Source organism: Bacteroidetes bacterium GWF2_43_63 (genome assembly GCA_001769275.1).
GTDB lineage: Bacteria > Bacteroidota > Bacteroidia > Bacteroidales > DTU049 > GWF2-43-63.
Map to the genome: position 1 here is coordinate 1 of MEOQ01000003.1, position 18063 is coordinate 18063.

The following is an 18063-nucleotide window of genomic DNA, read 5'->3' on the forward strand; positions in this document are numbered from 1 at the left end:
AAAAAAATTCAAAGCTGCTATGATTAAGGGTCTAGAGAAAAAAGCTAAAAACATTGGTTATCAGCTTATTCCGGTAGGTGTTCATTAGCAGTGCCGCTCTCGTAGCGCTTATTGCGATCCAGCTTGCGATGTATCGAAGGAGACAGCAGAGCCCGCTGTCGTTCTTCGATACGTTTGAAGTCTGATGGTTTCGAGGCTTATTATTCAAACACTCTGAATGACAGCGGTGAATGCAGCTGTAGCTCCCGCTGCCCCACCAGCCACCTGCTGTCATCCTGAGCCCCGCCGCTGTCACATTGAGCGGAGTCGAAATGTCAACAGCGGGGTAAACTCCGTCGAAGTGTCGGCAGCGAAAATCAACAAATGAAGAAGTCTGCAGTATAGGATGAGATATCGGCTTCCACCTGTTGAGCATCTGGTTATTTGGAGACCGGGAACTCAATTCGACTTCTTTTGTTGATTTTTAAGAGCCCACTCAACCCACTTTTTATCCCCCATCATTTTCACTTGATTTAGCTGCAAAAATATTTCTGACAAGTTCAAACCCTTGCTGTGTGCGGCTTTGATGGGATGAGTTGAAATTCAGAGCTTTACTATTATCGGGATTGGCGTTTGGGATTTGTTGTGGATGGGGCAGTGCTGAACTCTGATGTTATTATCTCTAATTATTGACAGAGTAAATCATTTTCAGCGTTTCCAGATTTTACCCCCTTAAGTTTACCATTGCGTTTATATTTCTCCGGTTTAATTACATCTCTATATTTTACTTCCTTAAGTTTGCCATTGCGTCTATATTTCTCACATTTAACAAGATCTCCATTTTCGTCAAAAATCAGGTATTGTTCGAGATTTCCGGAATTATAGACCCATTTTGTCCAAATGCGTTTATTGAATCCATACAGAGTTACATTATCTATTCTTCCGGCTCTGTCAAACAGATATTCCGCTCCCATCTGAATTCCGTTTTGAAAATATTGATATTCCGACAGAGCATTTTTTTTTCGCCAATAAAAACTATATTGATACCCGTCAGGTGATCCGTTCTTGTAGTTTCTTACCCAAGAAAAACTGGAATTGGGATTTAAAAGTACTTCCAAACCATTGTTTATCCCATGGCTAAAATAAACATAACAGGACAGTCTTGAACTTGAATTATAAAAAATATATCGCCAGCCATCAACAAAACTGGAATCAATTAGAAAAACAGTCTCAACCGTTCCATTTTTGTCTATAACAACGTGTATTCCATTATCCAATGAATCAGTTGGCTGGTGCAAATGATAGCTGAGCGGGGAAAACGACCCGGAGCTTTTATCAAATTTCAACATGGCAAATTCCGATCTGGGTTTATGCTTATTCGGAATATATAAATAAGAGCTATCCTGAAAATCTTTAATGACAAACGTATCTCGTGGAATCACAACGTTCATATTCTTGAAAACCGAGTCGGCACACCGTACCTGAGCAGAAATATGACTACCACACAACAAAAATGAAATTATAATGATGATGTATTTCATATTATTTAATTCTTATTGGTTGCAATAAGATTGGTTATTCAGTAATAATACAATGCTAAAGTAAACCATTTTCTCTAATTATTGAGTATTCAAGCTTTTTTTAAGGCGTGCCCACAATGCAATCGTATAGCTGTTTTGTTTTCACAGAGCTAAGCTGCAAAAATATTTCTAATAAATTCAAAAACCAGCGCTGTGTGCGGATTTTATGAGATGAGTTGAAATTCCGTTGTTTGCTATTATCAGGATTGGCGTCTTGGGATTTATTGTGGATGGGTCAGTATCGCATTATATAATAATCTTGTATTTTACAAAGACGTCCTATAAAGGAAAAAAGACATCAGAGGAACTCCGATAATAAATAATGTGAATAGGAGTTTTAACATGTGTCGTTTGGAGTCCCAAATTTGTTCATTTTGTTCGTACAATTGCTCAATGTTTACAATTTTAAAATACCTAATTCCAAAAATGACAGGGGAAACTATCCCAACAATTAAAACAAATTCAATCGTATTTGTTTTAAGATATTGGCTTAGTGAATTTGGATACAAAATTCCTGATAAACTGCAAATTGAAACAGCAAGAGCGGCCATGTAGAAATTGAAATATAAAAATGCACTCCATTTAGCATCCTGTTTTGATTTAATCAGAAAGGATACAAGCCTGAAGATATTAATAAACGCCCAATCGAAAAAGTTCATAACCTGTTATTCTTTACCATTCTTCTTACATCGGCGGCAACGACAAGGCCTGCTTTATCTCTCTGAAATCAGGCAGATACTGCTTTTCACGTGCACGCTCCATGTCGTAAATGATTCTTCCGAAACGTCCGAAAAACGGGAATGCGATGTTGCGGTATTCGTAGGTCTCGTCATTCAGGATATCATCGTGATTGGTGTAAATGGTGGCGGCCAGAAAAAACTCAACACCTTCGCGGAGGTTGACAACATAGGCCACGTCCGAGGCAAAGCCGTAGCTGAGGCCCACCACATTGAAAACGCGCAAAGCCCCATCGTAGATGGTGTCTTTGTGGTCGCCCATTAGAAAATATTTCTTGTAGCTGTCTTCGTATTTCGGCCAGTTGTGATATTCCTCAAACATGGATTCACGCGGGTACATGGAAAAATACTGCAACAGAAACAGCCGGTCGTGCGGACTAAGGTCCCAGCGCTTCTGCTCATCAACCGCTTCGGGCATAATGAATGAAATGAGCATTTCGAGCGCATCTTCGAGCGGCAGATAGTTGTTGTTGCTGAAATCGCGGGGTTGTTCCAATATTTTTTTGCCATCCCAAAATCCTTTGCCAACTTTGGCATCGATGTAAGCGGGCAACTTGAATGCGGACTGATTTTCCTGTTCAGGCTGGCTGTAAATAATTTTTCCTTCATCGTCGTAGAAACAGAAAGGGTTGGTGAACCTGTTTTCATCATCATCGCATTTGGCAAAGCGTTTCAGAATAACCGGATCGGTGTATCCTTTGCGACGCAGACCATCATTCAGTTCTTTCTGCCCCACAAATTCGAAAAGCCGGTTGTAGCTCCAGTTGTCCGATGCAAGAAGAATTCTGCGAATAAAATTCGCAATACAAGGATAGTCCTCTAAACCGGAAGTGTCGGTTTTGAATTCAAACTGGCAGGAATGTTCCTTGCCGATACTCAGTCGGGTATATTTGTCAACGCCTCTGCTTTTGAGCGACTGCAGCTTTTCGAGGGTCAAAAGCAGGGTAGGCAGTTTAACAAGGCTGGCCGGGTAAAAATATTTACCACGATCTATTCCTAGTTTGTGATACGTGAGATGCGGTATTCCATATTTATCACGGTCAACCTGCACATAGATCAGCTGCAGTTCGTACCACTCGGGCATCATATACAATTCGGGAAATGAATCGCAATATTGTTCGAAGATAATTTTGCCAGGCAAACCGGATGTATCCCGATCCTTTGGCCAGTCCTGTGCAAATGCAACGGTAGTCCCGAGCAGACAGAAAACAAGTAATAAAATTCTAAAGAGCATTATCTGACCCTTACTTTCTGGCCGAGTCTCAGAACTGAATTTTTGTTGATTTTGTTGAGTGAACAGAGCTTGTCAACGGTGGTGCCATATTTCCTGGCAATTGCAGACAGGGTGTCTCCTTTTTTCACAATATAGTAATTCCCAACAGCAGTACCGTTGGCCGTAGATCCCTTATAGTCACCCTGGCTGCTGGTGCTGCCTCCATATTGTTTGGTTGTGGTGCCTGTTTCTGTTCCTGTATTGGTTCCATTAACACCATCGGCTACATATGCTTTGTGACTTTGAGAAATTTTAAAATCATTGGCAGTCAGCACAATGGTATCCATTTTCAGGTCAAGCGAATCAAAGGACATTATTTTAAGCGGATCAAAAGCATGGTCGCGGTAGCGGCATTCGAAGTGAAGATGTGGTCCAGACCAGTGTGCACCAGTATTTCCGCCACCACCAATTACCTGACCGGCTTTAACCATCTGGCCGGGCTTGATATACATCTTTGAAAGGTGCGCGTAGTAGGTCTCCAAGCCATTGAAATGCCGGATTATTATCAGATTACCGTAACCACCTGTGTTGTATTGTGCGTAACGAACTTTCCCGTCGAAAGCAGCCCTTATGGGAGTTCCGAAATCAAGACCGATGTCAACTGCTTTGTGCGGCCTGCCTGAACGCCAGCCAAATCCGGAAGTAATTCCGCCCAATAAGGGGGGCGTGAATTTGTGCAGACTGTCCACCAGAGCAAATTTTACCGTATCGGGCAGCGGTTTATCTTCCGGATACATGTAAGCAAATGTTATATCATTCCAATATTCGGTAAAAATGCGTGCCGTGTCGGCGATGGCTTTGTCACGGGCCAGATCTTCGATGGAACTAACATACGACCACACATTATCACTGAATAATACAATCTGTTTACCATTAGCTTCAACCGTGTCTATTACAGTAGTTGAGGCCCATTGTCCGGCTGATGTGAGTGACATCAGAACAAGGCCGAAAAATGCTGAAAGAGTGATCCCGGTCTTTGATTTAATCATCCGCTATTTTTTTCTTGTAGCTACAAAGATATTGGATTCTTCGTTATAACCAAAACGAAAACTCAGCTTTGAGGCATTTTGCGGCCATGATTTTTTTAAATCTTCCTGATAAAAGTGTGAAAAAACAGGGATTGGTCGTGTATAAATTCCATAATATCCAAAATTCCAATCATTTTTGTTAAAAAACCTACAAGGAACTCCGCTGTCATCCTGAATGAGGAATTTTGAATGAGAAAGAACGATCTCTCTGATTTTATCATATTTGTCCTCGTGCATGCAGTAACTGCTTGATTTTACAATGGTTGTCATGTTGGTAGGTAGCGACTTCAGGAAGGTTTCAGCTTCGGGCATGCTCGCAAAACCATCGTTTCGGATGCTTACGCTGTAATAATACAATTTGTTCAACTTGTTTTCGCCGGGTCTTAAAAAGGTGATTTCAACTCCGTTGCTAAACTTTTTACCTGTTTTGTCCAGCACTTCGGTTTCACTTAAAACCTGTTTGCCATCTTTCGAAATGGTGGCGGGGCTAATATTCTGAATATGCAGATTCAAACGTGCCATAAAAAACAACAATACAGGAATGGTTCCTTTGATCTGCTCATTGTTCATCTGTACCTTCATGCTTTTTGTAATGAAGAAGCTCAGGTTCAGATTATCCCTGATGGCATTGTTGAGCGCTGCGAAAAACGAGGGCATTGAGTTTTCAATCTTTGTGATATCCGGAATAATTCCCACAGGTTCCAGTGCAACCATGTAATAGTTTTCTGCCTTCGGCAGGAAGGTGTACATGTAAACAAAGTCGGGTCCGCTGAAAGGATAAAATACATCGGAGGTAGTCTCATTTATTCCGTTTAATTCCTTGTCGATCCAGGGTTGCATAGCTCCCAGTTTGTTTTTCTGAAATTCCGCCCAGCTCTTGTCAATGTCGGCTGAGTAGTTTTTCCATTCTGTCTTTTCGGTATATTCTTTCAGAACGCTGCTGTCGCTAACAGGCATCCCAGCTACAAACCGCGCAATATCATTGTAGAAGTGATTCAGAACTATGGTCTCGGTTGGTGCCACAGTGTCATTCGAAGTAGAGTCGGTACCATTTTGTTTGTCCTTGCTGCTTCCGCCGCATGAAATCATGAAAAAGATGCTGAGCATCAGGATGAAAAGACTTGTTTTCATATTGTTTTTGGTTTATTTGATTGCTTGCTGAAAAAATACAGAACAGCGCCTACTGCAATGGTTGCTAGTCCGAGCAACGATTCCAGCGGTCGCGAGTAAATCACGAAAATGGTGATCCAGAGATTGAAAATCAGAAAAATAATTGGTGTAACCGGATAGCCCCAGGTTTTTACAGGCCGCTCTGCGTCTGGAAATTTGCGTCTGTGGACAAAGACTCCAAGTACTGTGAAGAATGTGAAAAGATTGAGCACAAACCCCGTGTACATAATCAGAGATTCGAAAGTTGAAGTGATAATCAGAACGAAACTGATTGCAAATTGGGTGATCAATGCAATATACGGAATGCCGTTTTTATTTTTCCTGGCCAAAAAACGCAGCAGTTTGAAATCTTCACCCATGACTAAGGTAACGCGCGGGCCGGCAAATATCATGGAGCTAATGCTTGAAACAAGCAACAGCGATATAAAAAGCCCCATAAATACTCCAAGTTTGTTCCCGAAAATATACATGGCTGCAATGAGTCCGATTTCGGGATTGCCAACCATCTCATCAACAGGCGTTGAAATCAGAAAAACAAAATTCAGCAGAATGTACAGAACCATTACCACTACACTTCCGATTACGAGCGACTTTGGTAATTGCTTTACCGGATTTTTCAGATCGTTCACAAAATAGGCCGATGCGTTCCAGCCACTGTAGGCATAGGATACAAAGACCAGTGCAACGGCAAAGGCCGGATTCAGAATATCATTGCCTGTGTCAGCGCTCACCGCAAATGAGAGTGGCTGGGCTTCCGGAAGAAAAAACAATCCGGCACCAACAAAAATGACAATAAAAGTTAGTTTCAGAATTGTAAAAACATTTTGAAATCCGCCGCCAGTCTTTATTGAGTTGCTGTGCACCATTGTAATGAGCGCCAGAATGATTATCCCGGCTATCATGGGCGTTGTTTGAAGCCAGTTGATGGAATAGGTGTTACTTAATATATCAATTGACTGATGATAATAGGTGCCAAAAGCTATGCATGCTGCGGCCACTGGCGCTGCAAATCCGATGGTGGCTGATATCCAGCCGGCCAGAAATCCAAGCGCGGGGTGATATATTTTGCTCAGAAAATTATATTCGCCACCGCTGCGGGGCATGGCTGCACCAAGCTCTCCGTAAACAAAGGAGCCGAACAAGGCCATAATGCCGCCAATAGCCCATAGTATCAAAATGGCAGCAGGATTTTTTATATCGAAAAGCTGAAAACCAAGAGATGTAAATACTCCGGTTCCAACCATGTTGGCTATCACGAAGTTGATGGCAGTAAAAAGCGTGAGTTTTTTCAGATCTTTATTCATCAGGAGAGACATTGATTGTATTGCGAGGCAACTTTAAACATTTCAAGATATTCTTTCGGATCAACAGTGAGTAAATAACGAATCGGATCAACAGGCTTTCCATCTTTCCATATTTCATAATGCAGATGCGGCCCGATCGAAATTCCAGTGCTGCCTACAAACCCTATCACATCGCCTGCACTCACCTTCGATCCGGGATCGACCTTCGACTCAAGTAGTTGAGCATAAAGGCTGTAGTATCCATGTCCGTGATAAATATATACCATGGTTCCGTAACCAGCCAGATTTTTAGGCACCTCCTGCACAACACCATCACCTGAAGCCAGAACTTCTGTACCAGCTCGGGCTGCAAGGTCTAACCCATTGTGCTGACGCGCTGTTTTAAAAATCGGATGTATGCGTTTCCCAAATCCTGACACCAGCGAATAACTGCCTTCTTTAAGCGGAACGCGTATCGGAAGTGAATGAATATAATCTGCATTATTTTTCAAAAAATACCCAGCGAAGTCAATGCGAATGGCATCTTTGTAGGCAATATTCTCAATTTTGCTGTAACGGGCTTTTACCAGTGATAGCATACCGGAAAACTCAGCACTGTGTGAGTTGTTCTGGGATTCTTCGAGCAGTTGGTTGCTCAGCAATGTGGTATCGGGCGGATCAGTTTCGAAAATCTCGCGGAATAAATGCCGGTCCTGCAATTCAAGATTACGTAGCAATTCAATATTTTGCTGATACTGAAGCTCCGCTTTTTCATAGGTTTCTTTAAATACAGCCAGATCGTGTTCTTTTTTTCTGACGTCCTTCGATTTGATGAATGTGGTTCCCAGAAGAATAAACAGCAAGCCGAAGGCAATTCCGACCAGCAGAACATAAAGCACATTGCGCCATCGCGAGTGCTTTTTATACACCACTTCGTAGTGCATCGTCTGCGGATTGAAACGTAAATGTTGATCGGACATGTTTTGAAATGTATGCAAAATTAATAAATAAACTAATTTTGCAGATAGTTTTATTAAGTACATTACAGAACAAGCTCCCTATGACCAGCAACGAAATCCGAAAGGCCTTTCTCGATTTTTTCAATTCGAAGTCGCATTCAATTGTTCCTTCAGCCCCCATGGTGCTTAAGAACGACCCTACATTGATGTTCACCAACGCAGGTATGAATCAGTTTAAGGATTATTTCCTCGGGAACGAAATTCCGAAAAGCAAACGGGTGGCCGATAGCCAGAAATGCCTGCGCGTATCGGGTAAACACAATGACCTCGAAGAAGTTGGCATTGATACTTACCATCATACCATGTTCGAAATGCTTGGCAACTGGTCCTTTGGTGATTATTTCAAGAAAGAAGCCATCGAATGGGCCTGGGAACTGCTGACTGACGTTTTTAAACTCAACAAAGACCGTTTGTTTGTTACCTATTTCGGAGGCGATGAGCATGAAAAGCTTGATCCTGACACCGAAGCCGCAGACTTTTGGAAAACACATATTGACGAAGCTCGCATCCTGCCTGGCTCGAAGAAAGATAATTTCTGGGAAATGGGCGATACCGGCCCCTGTGGCCCGTGCTCCGAAATTCATGTCGATCTCCGCTCCGATGCCGAACGTGCTGCTGTTGACGGAAAAACATTGGTCAACAACGATCACCCGCAGGTGATTGAAATATGGAACCTGGTTTTTATTCAATATAATCGCAATGCATCAGGCAAACTCGAGCCACTGCCGGCAAAACATGTTGATACCGGCATGGGTTTCGAACGGCTGGTAAGAGCTATTCAAAATAAATCATCGAATTATGATACCGATGTGTTTACGCCGTTGATTGCTGAAATCAGCTCTCTGAGCGGGTTTGAATATGGTAAAGACGAAAAGAAAGACATTGCAATGCGCGTAATTGCCGACCATATGCGGGCTGTAAGCTTTGCTATTGCTGACGGTCAGCTGCCTTCTAATGCCAAAGCGGGTTATGTTATCCGCCGCATTCTTCGTCGCGCTGTGCGTTATGGTTATTCATTTCTTGATTGTAATGAACCTTTCATGCATAAGTTGCTCCCTGTCCTTGAAAATCAGATGGGACAACAATTCCCGGAGTTAACAAAACAAAAGGAACTTATTGGCAATGTGATCCGTGAAGAAGAAAACTCTTTCCTGCGCACCCTGGCAACGGGCGTTCACATGTTTGAGAATTATGTTTCAAAACTGGCCGGAAGTAAAACCATTGATGGGAAATTTGCTTTTGAATTGTATGATACTTACGGCTTCCCGATTGACCTGACTTTGCTGATGGCGCGCGAACGCAGTCTCGATGTTCAGATTGACGAATTCAATACTTTTCTCACAGAACAGAAAAACAGAAGTCGCAAAGACGCTGCTGTAGCCGCCGGCGACTGGGTTGAAATTATTCCGGATGTAGTTACTGAATTCACCGGATACGATCATCTCTCCGACGAGGTGCGCATTGCGCGCTATCGTTCGGTGGAACAAAAAGGTAAAATTATTTTTCAGATCGTGCTCGACAAAACACCTTTCTATGCCGAAAGTGGCGGTCAGGTGGGCGATTCAGGCATGCTGAAATCCGAAAAGGATGAAATTGAAATCATTAATACCATCAAGGAAAACCGCTTGATTATTCATGTTACAGACACGCTGCCCGAAGACCCAAAAGCTGTTTTCAAAGCCGACGTGAATGCCGATTATCGTGTCAGCATCATGCGTAACCATTCAGCTACCCACTTGCTGCACGAAGCACTGCGCGCGGTTCTCGGAACACATGTTGAACAGAAGGGATCTCTTGTTTCTCCTGAACATCTGCGTTTCGACTTTTCGCATTTTCAGAAATTGAGCAATGAAGATTTGTTGAAAGTTGAACGTTTCGTCAATGAAAAAATTCGCGAAAATATTCCATTGGATGAACACCGCGAAATGAAGCAGGATGAAGCTTTGGCAATGGGTGCGATGGCGTTGTTCGGCGAAAAATATGGCGACAAAGTTCGCGTAATCCGCTTTGGAAGCAGCGTTGAGCTCTGCGGAGGAACACATATTCCTTCAACCGGAATGATTGGTTATTTCAAAATAGTTTCTGAAAGCGCGATTGCAGCTGGTGTTCGGCGTATCGAAGCAGTGTCGGGTGTACTCGCCGAAGCATTGATTGAAAAGATGGACGAACAACTCCGTGGTCTGAAAGAAATATTCAAAGGAAAGGATCCTGTTGTTGCCGTGACCGAATTGAATGAAAAACTTTCAGGACTTCAGAAAGAAATGGAAGCCCTGAAAAAAGAAAAGCTGATTTTGCTTGCGCCCTCATTGCTGGCTGAAGCCAAAGATATAGCAGGTATAAAATTCCTCGGGAAAATACTGGATGTTCCAACCGGTGATCTGAAAGACATTGCCTTCGGACTCCGCACTCTGAGCGACAATCTGGTGGCTGTGCTTTGTTCCGCCAACGGCGAAAAGGCCGGAATCACGCTTCTGATCAGCGATAAGCTTGTGAAAGAAAAAGGCTTGAACGCCGGTCAACTTATTCGCGAAATTGCCAAACCCATCAACGGCGGTGGCGGCGGCCAACCTTTCCTGGCCTCAGCCGGCGGCACCAACAAAGATGGTTTGAGCGAAGCCATTGCAGCTGCTGAAGCAATTTTCGGAAAGTAATCGCTGTGCGACGTTTGCAACGTCGCACACCCCTAATAGGTATTCCACCCACTCATTTCGCCAACAGCCTTCCGCACTTTTTCGCGCGTAGCTCCGGCCGGATAACCAACTGAAATCAGCAGTGGCACACGTCTTCCGGATGGTATGTGTAGTAACATTTTTACTTCTTTTTCATTGAACCAGCCAATCATGCAGGTTCCGAGTCCAAGCTCGGCCGCCTGCAGGCAGAACTGATTTGCTGCAATTCCAATATCGAGCAATGAATATTCTTTGTCTTTGATCACACTTCCGATTTTTGAAAGAATATTCATTTTTTCGAGCACGAGGGCAACCATCACTGGTGCTTGCGTAGCAAATCCATTCATGCCAAGGCTGGCAGCACATTCCGCTATTTTGTTTTTCAGCTCCGGATCGTCAACCACTATGAATTTCCATGGTTGCGAATTGTTTGCCGAAGGCGCTATGCGTGTCGTTTCAATACATTGTTGCAGCTTTTCCTTATCAACTGGCTGATCCGAATATTTGCGATCGCTCTGACGTATTTTGGCTAGTTCTGTGAAGGTCATGTCTTTTTAATTTAGTTGTAGGTTTTTCTTTTGTTTTTGTACTTTATAGCTTCCAAAAATAAAATGGAAAGTAATGAAAGCGAGCACAGTATTAGTACTGTAGTGTGGAGTATATTAAAAGTCGTTCTATCAATAAAAATTTCAAGTATTAATAAGCCAGCTAATAAGTACCAAAGAAAACGAATTTGAATTTGTATTTTTCTATACACTATAGCATTACTCCAATTCCTGAATGTTTCGTTGTCAGGATTGTTTTTCATCAACCATTTAAAATCATAATGTGATTTAGAGTAATTTCTCAATTCAAAATTGGCAACGCCTCTATCGAAACGTAGGATTCTATAAAAGTCAACATCATTCATTTTTGAAAGATCAAAGCCATTGTAATTCTCAAAGAGAACTATGGCTTTATCAAGATAAGTTAATGCTTTTAAATAAGATTCTTTAGTTACTAAATGATGCGCGTAGTCAGCGGTAAGCCGCATAACCGCTTCATGATTTTCGTCCGTGGTGATTTCTTGATTTTCAATAAGGAATGTGTTTTCTTCATACAAGCGAATAAATGCTTCCGGCGATTTTGTTTCGCCTGCTGTATAAACCTTATCGTATAGTTCTTTAATAGTCATTTTGGGATTTGAAGTGAAACTGCAAATTAAAGAAATTTTGTAGAATATAGAATATTGGGAAAATTCTTTTTCGGGAAATTGGGACAATATCAGAAATAAATAAATCAGTCTAGTCCAGACATGTTATCAATTCTACCGTGCAAACGCCTGCACCTCATCAATCAATCCCTGATCAAATGCCTCTTTCACGCAGTCCCATTCGCCGAGGCGATTGAAATACAAACTTGCATAATTGCGCTGGATCTGCGTTCCGTGAAACAGGTAAAAACGAATTTGCTCAAACCCTACATTTGAGGTGACCACGCCTAACGCAAAATCAACAAATCGTGTCATCGCAAAATCAGCATGAACGGTAAGATGCTCAAATATAAAATCCACATCAGCGGCAGTGCCTGATTCAGCCCGCTCAATAAGCTCCTGAAGCTTTCCGTGGAAGTGATGTCGCGACATGATATACAAAGATACGAAATCGTTAAACCTCCAGCAGCAAACAATCACAGCTGCGCGAAGTTTCTTCGTACAGCTGTGCGGAGTTTTCCAACTCCGCACTGTACTGGCCTTAATTTTGCAACGCGCTTGCTCATTTTTAACTAAACAGCTGTGCGAAGTTTTTTAACTTCGCACACAAATAATAGCCACCATGAAACACTTCGCCATTCTCATCCTGCTTGCTTTAGTATCTGCAGCCGGCGTAGCTCAGAACGAAGCCGTTGTTGTATTTGATAAGGAAAATTTTCTGGGCGACTCGCGAAATATTTATAGTCACTGGAATCCGGAAGGCCTTTCTGATGTATTCAATAACCGCATCGGCTCGATTGATATTCCGGAAGGGACATGGCTTATCATCTTTGATGAAACAGGCTTCCGCGGACATCATCTGGTGCTCGAAAGCGACTGGACTGCTACTGGTGATTTTGCTGCATGGAACAACAACATCAGCTCCATCCTTGTGATGCGCGATGCCGAGAGCGGACTCCCGGTGCAGCAAACACCTGTAAATACTAACACTACGACAAATTCTTCAAACTGGAATACTTCAAATTCCAATGATAATTCGAATCAAACTATCTACATCGAACCAGTTGTTCAAAACAATTATATTCCACAAAACTCCGGAGTTTTTTATAACATTGAAGCAGCCGTGAAAAACCCGGAAGCTGTCATTGTCCTTGATGTTCGAGGACAGAACCTGACCACCTGGCCGTCATTTTTCAGCAACATGAAAAACCTGCAGGAGCTCTATATCAGCAACAACAGTTTCAGTTCATGGCCATCTTTTTTCAGCGATTTGAAACAGCTGCGTGTAATAGTTGCTGAAAACAATAATTTTACTTCGTTTCCATCGTATTTTTCCGAATTGAAAAGTCTCGAAGTATTGGATTTATCAGGCAATCCCATTACTTCATTTCCGTCATTTTTTCACGAGCTCTCATCGCTGCGCGAATTGGATATGAGCAATACGAAAGTCAGCAGTTTTCCATCGTTTTTCAATGAATTGACCAGTCTGGAAAGTCTGAATATTGCGCATACCGATATCAGTAGTTTTCCTTCATTTTTTGATGAGCTCATACGCCTGCGCTGGATGGATATTTCCGGAACCGGAATCACGGATCTGCCCTATGGGATTCGTTCTATGAATATTGTGATTGTTGGCAGACCGGACTGAGAAGAGACTTCTCGTCAGAAAAAACCACTAAGTTCCCGGTTGAACCTGAAAGTGATGTAGCTGTTTTATTCTCCGTCAACTTCCTCAATAGTCAGATCATCATTATACACAACTCCGGCTGCAATTTCTGGTGAACAATATAATCCAAAGTGCGCCTGAGCAAGTTTGTTGTCAACGCCTTCCACATTGGCCCATGAAACCAGCAGCCCGTTTTGCCACACCTTTGCGTAACCGTTTTCACCTAAGTCAAGATAAATTTTTATTTCAACCCATTCGCGCTGTGGAAAAGGGATGCTGGATGTCTGGAAAACATGTTCCTGCTGACCTTGTAGTGGCACATGCATCAGATGGATATATCCCTCCTGGTTCAAATTAACAAGAACTGTTCTGCTCCAATTATCTGACTCATCGCAGGAAAATGTGGCGAGACTGAACCAGTCGTTTTCACCACCGGCGGTATCGGCTTGCAGAGCCATGTCGAGCCACACTTTGAAGGTGATGTAGCAAGGTGTGGTAAATGAACCTCCATCCGTTTTATACAGCTGAATAGTGGGATAAGCGCGATGATTGTTGTTTTGGATTGCTGTAGATGGAGCATTGGGTCCCGTTATCCACGCTTTATGCGAAAAATTGCCGTTGAAAACAATGGAGTCGCTCAGCTCATGAAAACATGTATTCAGATAACCTTGTGGTGTGATGTAGAATCCATCAAAGTCGGCAATGCTTTCAAACGATGTTTCGAATGCCCGTTTTTCTTCTTCATCCTTGCGGCATGAAGTGCAAAGCAGAACAACTATCAGAAAAGGACTTAGTATTGATTTCACATGTTGCGGTTTAATCCATAGCAATATTACAAAGTTTTTTCTTGCTTTCGCATATTAGTGTTCCCCCAATGTGCCTGTTGACCTATACTTGCTAGAGTTTACCTCGCCGACATTACTCCGTTGAGGTCAATATGACGTTCAACACTTCGACGGAGTTTACCCCGCTGTTCATACTTCGACTCCGCTCAGCATGACAGCGGCGGGGCTCAGTGTGACAAAGGCGGGGCTAAAATGTCAGGGAGTGCACCCAACATTTTGGCGTTCGCATGACTTAGTTTGAGAATGGGAGTGGAGCGATCCCGGAATCGTTGGGTGCTGTCGGCTTATTTAATTCTTTCCTTAGCACGGACCCTTCACCATGACATAAAACTCCTTCAATTCCCTTTTTTTATCAGGGCTCAGTTGGTGCCAGCGAATACCCTGAATGGCGCCTTCCAGCGCGCATAACTTATTGATGCAGGCTTCGGAATCGATAGCGCTGATCCGGATAAATGCGTTTTCACTGCCAACTGCTTTTAGTTGCGCTGGAGTTTCAATCCCTGCCTGCATGAGCAGCTCTGCAAGCGTTTTGCCTATATTCGGCAATGAAGTAAGATGTGCTTCTGCAATTGCCATGAATGATATTTCTTTGAACAATATTACAAATATATCTTGTTTGCTCAAACTAATAATAAATTATTTGCAGCAGAAAAAATGAAATTCATTCCGTCAGGATTTAAGGAACCGGGCGGAATAATATTTACCCTTGTATAGACCTACGATACAATATACACCAACATTGAGATGCTGAATATTGAGCGAATATAACCGGCTTTCATAAAGAGACCAAGAAACAAGTTTTCCGTTTGCATCAAAGATTTTAATTTCATCAAAGATGTCTGATGTTTCAATGGTTATAAAGGACTCGGCAGGATTGGGAAAAACCTGAATAACAGGGTTGTTGTTTTCTGCCAATTGTTCAATCCCCGTATTGCCCGAAACGGTTAGCACGGCCGTGTTTTCTGCAGAAAGGCTGTAGCCGTCGAACAGACAATAGTTGAATGAGTCCACACCGTTGAAACCGTCAAAAGGATAATACTCAAAAGATCCATCGTTGTTCAGCTGCACCTGCCCGTTGGCAGGAGGCTGAGTAATCAGCGCAACCATCAGCGATCCGTCGAGATCAAAATCGTTTTTCAATACGCCATCAACCGATGCAATATTCACCGGATAAGTTTCGTCATTGAAAATAAACGAATCACGGACAGCTATGGCGGCTGTATTGAATTCAGGAAGCCGGTCCTTCATCACATAGTACGATGTTTTTAAAGTATCAGTCAGCGAATCTGCATTTACAACGGTCCACGTATTCCATAAAAACCTGTCGGGAGTTGTAACCCAGACACTGTCGTACCAGACAGCGATATTTATTCCTTCTGTAACGGTGTCTTCTTTGGTCGGCGTCAGGCGATTGTCGTTCAACACTTTCAGCTGATCCGGCGCAACCACATTCAGCAGGCTCCAGGGAAGCCTGATTGCGATTTTATCGTCATAAATGGTTATGGCATCTTTTGATGAAGGGCTCTGAAAACTGTAATTGACCTGTAAACTCCCGACATATTGAACGGCCGAATTTTCACTGTTGTTTTTCCATCTGACAATAACCCAGGGAGCGCCGTCGCTGGCAATGGAATGATAAACCTGCATGGAATCTGAGGTCTGATGCCATATTCCATAGGTGTCATATGCTTCCGTGACATATAGTTCGGCCGAATAATTTGTAATATGCAGAAAAAATTCGGACCGGACCGGAATGATCGTACCATCGGGCAGCTGCGATTCTCCAAGACTGTCAGCATAGGTGTCAAGGGCAATCCACATGTTGTCCGGGATATTCAACGGGTTCAGCAATCCGATTTCCATTTCGAAAAATGAATAATTGGCATCTGCTTTTATTGTTGTGATCGGCGAAGGATTTCCGAAAGAAATGATAGGGTGCATGCCGGGAATTTTATTGTAGCGGATTAATCCGAAATTCTGTTCGGCAGCTTCAATATTATGCCATCTCACGCGGCTTTCAGGAATATAATCCAACGGATCGGTAATCCAGGTTCGCTTGAACCATTCATCAATCCATGCAAAGTGGATACCCCCGCCACAGCCGGAACTTTCAATTGTTTTAAGAATACGAATATTCGTTTCGCCCTGTTCTGATTCATCAAAGCCGCCATGGTTCATGCCTGATGACGCATAATGAGCTGTGCCCCAGCTCGACGGAACACCACATTCGGCAATTATGAGCGGGAAGTCTTGATAGTGATCTTTAAGTGCGTTGAGATAGCCCAGATAGCTGTTTGATCCATAATTGTCGAAATATGTCAGATAATCAGATTGCTCACTCACAAAATCGGGATAGTACGGATATGCATGATAACTAATGAAAAGCCCTGCCGGGGCATTGGTCATGATGATTTTCGACAGGTCAACCGATGCGGTGTCTTCGTCAGCGTTTAATTCTTCCGGGTGTGTCAGCGGATCAAGAGTCGGCCAGGATGACATACTGACGGGTCGCTGTGTGTTGTAGCCTGCATTTTCATAGAATACCAGATGGTCAAGCGACTCCGTTATCCACGCTTCGGAGGCAGTGGCATTGTTAATGGAAAAGTGATTGCCTGAATAGCTGGTTATTCCTGTGTGATTTGCATTCGTCGTGAGAATTTCGCCTGGAAAGATTTCCCGGCCAATAATATAAGCCAGACACCATTGAGATACGTCGGTAGAATAATTGCCATAGGCCTTTCCCTGCCGCACTGGAATTGTTTTGTTTCCATGAACACAATCAATGTTTTCCTCTGCTTCGGAATAAAACGTGTCGGTCAGGAAATACAGATCGTTTGAATAGCCAGTGAGTTCTTCGTTTAGCCACACACCCTGGATGAACAGCAAGGGATTTTGGCGGTTTTGCAGATTGAAGGAATCAAGGACTTCATAAAATGCTGGAAAATGCAAAGTATAGAGCCGTATGCAGTTAAAACCGGCATCCTTTATCTGTGTGAACCATTTTGAATAATCTGCTCTTGTTGCGGCCAGCTCACCAGGAAATGTGCCCGGAACAGAGATTCCAAGGTTTGTACCTTTGACGAAAAACGGAACATATTCTGATCCATTCCATATCGTTAAGTGAGTATTGTCGGTCGAATAAGGATAATGCTGACTAAACGCACGATTTGTCAAAAGAATCAGCAGCAGCGTGAAAATTATTCCGGTTGCTTTCATTGTGGATTTTCTGACAGATATATGATGACTTCGTCTCTGTATTTACGGTCGGTCTGCATGATGTGGCTGATAAACCATTTCTTGATAAACATGGTCAGTTTTTCAAACAGCAACGTGTTTTTATAATTCAGTTCCAGCTTCATTTCCGAAACTTTCTGGATGAAAAATCCATGCTGGGCAATATGGCTTTCAATATCAGCATAACCCGATTTCCTGAGTAATTCCTCTTCGGTTTTGAAATGCTCCAGAATATAATTTTCCAATTTTTCAACAATGTTTTTCAATTGATCATAGTTGTTCAGATCAGCGTTCCTGCATTCGTTTTCCCACAATTCGAAAAAGCCGCGGTGCTGTTTGTCAATTTCGCTTATGTCAAGCAAATAGCTGTCTGTCCAGTTTTCCATAG

The 18063-nt window shown here is 42.8% G+C and carries 15 protein-coding genes; 2 read left to right on the plus strand and 13 right to left on the minus strand.

Translation table 11 applies throughout. The features are described 5' to 3' along the window. Nucleotides 1-665: 665 nt before the first annotated feature. From A2W93_10795 to A2W93_10820, 6 genes are all read right to left on the minus strand, one after another. Nucleotides 666-1520, minus strand: coding sequence for a hypothetical protein (locus A2W93_10795; GenBank protein ID OFY56402.1), 855 nt, complete (start codon nucleotides 1518-1520; stop codon nucleotides 666-668). A gap of 723 nt (nucleotides 1521-2243) precedes the next feature. Then, nucleotides 2244-3383: a hypothetical protein gene (locus tag A2W93_10800; GenBank protein OFY56434.1), complete on the minus strand. Its 1140-nt coding sequence runs from the start codon at nucleotides 3381-3383 to the stop codon at nucleotides 2244-2246. 146 nt (nucleotides 3384-3529) lie between these two features. After that, nucleotides 3530-4558 carry a hypothetical protein gene (locus tag A2W93_10805; GenBank protein OFY56403.1) on the minus strand — a complete coding sequence of 343 codons (1029 nt, stop codon included), beginning with the start codon at nucleotides 4556-4558 and terminating at the stop codon, nucleotides 3530-3532. 3 nt (nucleotides 4559-4561) lie between these two features. After that, nucleotides 4562-5728 carry a hypothetical protein gene (locus tag A2W93_10810; protein ID OFY56404.1) on the minus strand — a complete coding sequence of 389 codons (1167 nt, stop codon included), beginning with the start codon at nucleotides 5726-5728 and terminating at the stop codon, nucleotides 4562-4564. After that, nucleotides 5725-7083 carry an amino acid permease gene (locus tag A2W93_10815; protein ID OFY56405.1) on the minus strand — a complete coding sequence of 453 codons (1359 nt, stop codon included), beginning with the start codon at nucleotides 7081-7083 and terminating at the stop codon, nucleotides 5725-5727. The genes A2W93_10810 and A2W93_10815 overlap by 4 nt, the downstream gene beginning before the upstream one ends. Beyond that, the gene (locus A2W93_10820) at nucleotides 7071-8030 is read right to left on the minus strand and encodes a hypothetical protein (protein ID OFY56406.1); all 960 of its coding nucleotides are present in this window, start codon (nucleotides 8028-8030) and stop codon (nucleotides 7071-7073) included. The genes A2W93_10815 and A2W93_10820 overlap by 13 nt, the downstream gene beginning before the upstream one ends. 80 nt (nucleotides 8031-8110) lie before the next feature. On the opposite strand from A2W93_10820, the gene A2W93_10825 reads away from it, so the two are divergent. Then, complete coding sequence (locus A2W93_10825) at nucleotides 8111-10720, plus strand: alanine--tRNA ligase (GenBank protein ID OFY56407.1); 2610 nt, start codon at nucleotides 8111-8113, stop codon at nucleotides 10718-10720. Between the two features lie 32 nt (nucleotides 10721-10752). Here A2W93_10825 and A2W93_10830 read toward each other — a convergent pair whose 3' ends face one another. The 3 genes from A2W93_10830 to A2W93_10840 form a co-directional block, all read right to left on the minus strand. After that, nucleotides 10753-11286 (minus strand): NAD(P)H nitroreductase, encoded by a 534-nt coding sequence (locus tag A2W93_10830; GenBank protein OFY56408.1) that lies wholly within the window; start codon nucleotides 11284-11286, stop codon nucleotides 10753-10755. A gap of 11 nt (nucleotides 11287-11297) precedes the next feature. After that, on the minus strand, nucleotides 11298-11912 hold the full coding sequence (locus A2W93_10835) for a hypothetical protein (GenBank protein ID OFY56409.1): 615 nt from the start codon (nucleotides 11910-11912) through the stop codon (nucleotides 11298-11300). A 132-nt stretch (nucleotides 11913-12044) separates the two neighbouring features. After that, complete coding sequence (locus tag A2W93_10840; protein ID OFY56410.1) at nucleotides 12045-12362, minus strand: hypothetical protein; 318 nt, start codon at nucleotides 12360-12362, stop codon at nucleotides 12045-12047. Nucleotides 12363-12552: 190 nt separating this feature from the next. Here A2W93_10840 and A2W93_10845 point away from each other — a divergent pair, with 190 nt between their 5' ends. Continuing rightward, nucleotides 12553-13578, plus strand: coding sequence for a hypothetical protein (locus A2W93_10845; GenBank protein ID OFY56411.1), 1026 nt, complete (start codon nucleotides 12553-12555; stop codon nucleotides 13576-13578). Between the two features lie 65 nt (nucleotides 13579-13643). On the opposite strand, the gene A2W93_10850 is transcribed toward A2W93_10845, so the two are convergent. The 4 genes from A2W93_10850 to A2W93_10865 all read right to left on the minus strand — a co-directional run bounded on the left by A2W93_10850 (nucleotide 13644) and on the right by A2W93_10865 (nucleotide 18061). Continuing rightward, nucleotides 13644-14402, minus strand: a complete 759-nt coding sequence (locus A2W93_10850; GenBank protein OFY56412.1) for a hypothetical protein — start codon at nucleotides 14400-14402, stop codon at nucleotides 13644-13646. A gap of 339 nt (nucleotides 14403-14741) precedes the next feature. Beyond that, entirely contained in the window at nucleotides 14742-15017 is a 276-nt protein-coding gene (locus A2W93_10855) for a competence protein TfoX (protein ID OFY56413.1), read from the minus strand. A gap of 93 nt (nucleotides 15018-15110) precedes the next feature. Further along, nucleotides 15111-17657, minus strand: coding sequence for a hypothetical protein (locus A2W93_10860; GenBank protein ID OFY56414.1), 2547 nt, complete (start codon nucleotides 17655-17657; stop codon nucleotides 15111-15113). Further along, entirely contained in the window at nucleotides 17654-18061 is a 408-nt protein-coding gene (locus A2W93_10865) for a hypothetical protein (GenBank protein OFY56415.1), read from the minus strand. Before A2W93_10865 ends, A2W93_10860 begins: the two co-directional genes overlap by 4 nt. Between the last annotated feature and the right edge of the window lie 2 nt (nucleotides 18062-18063).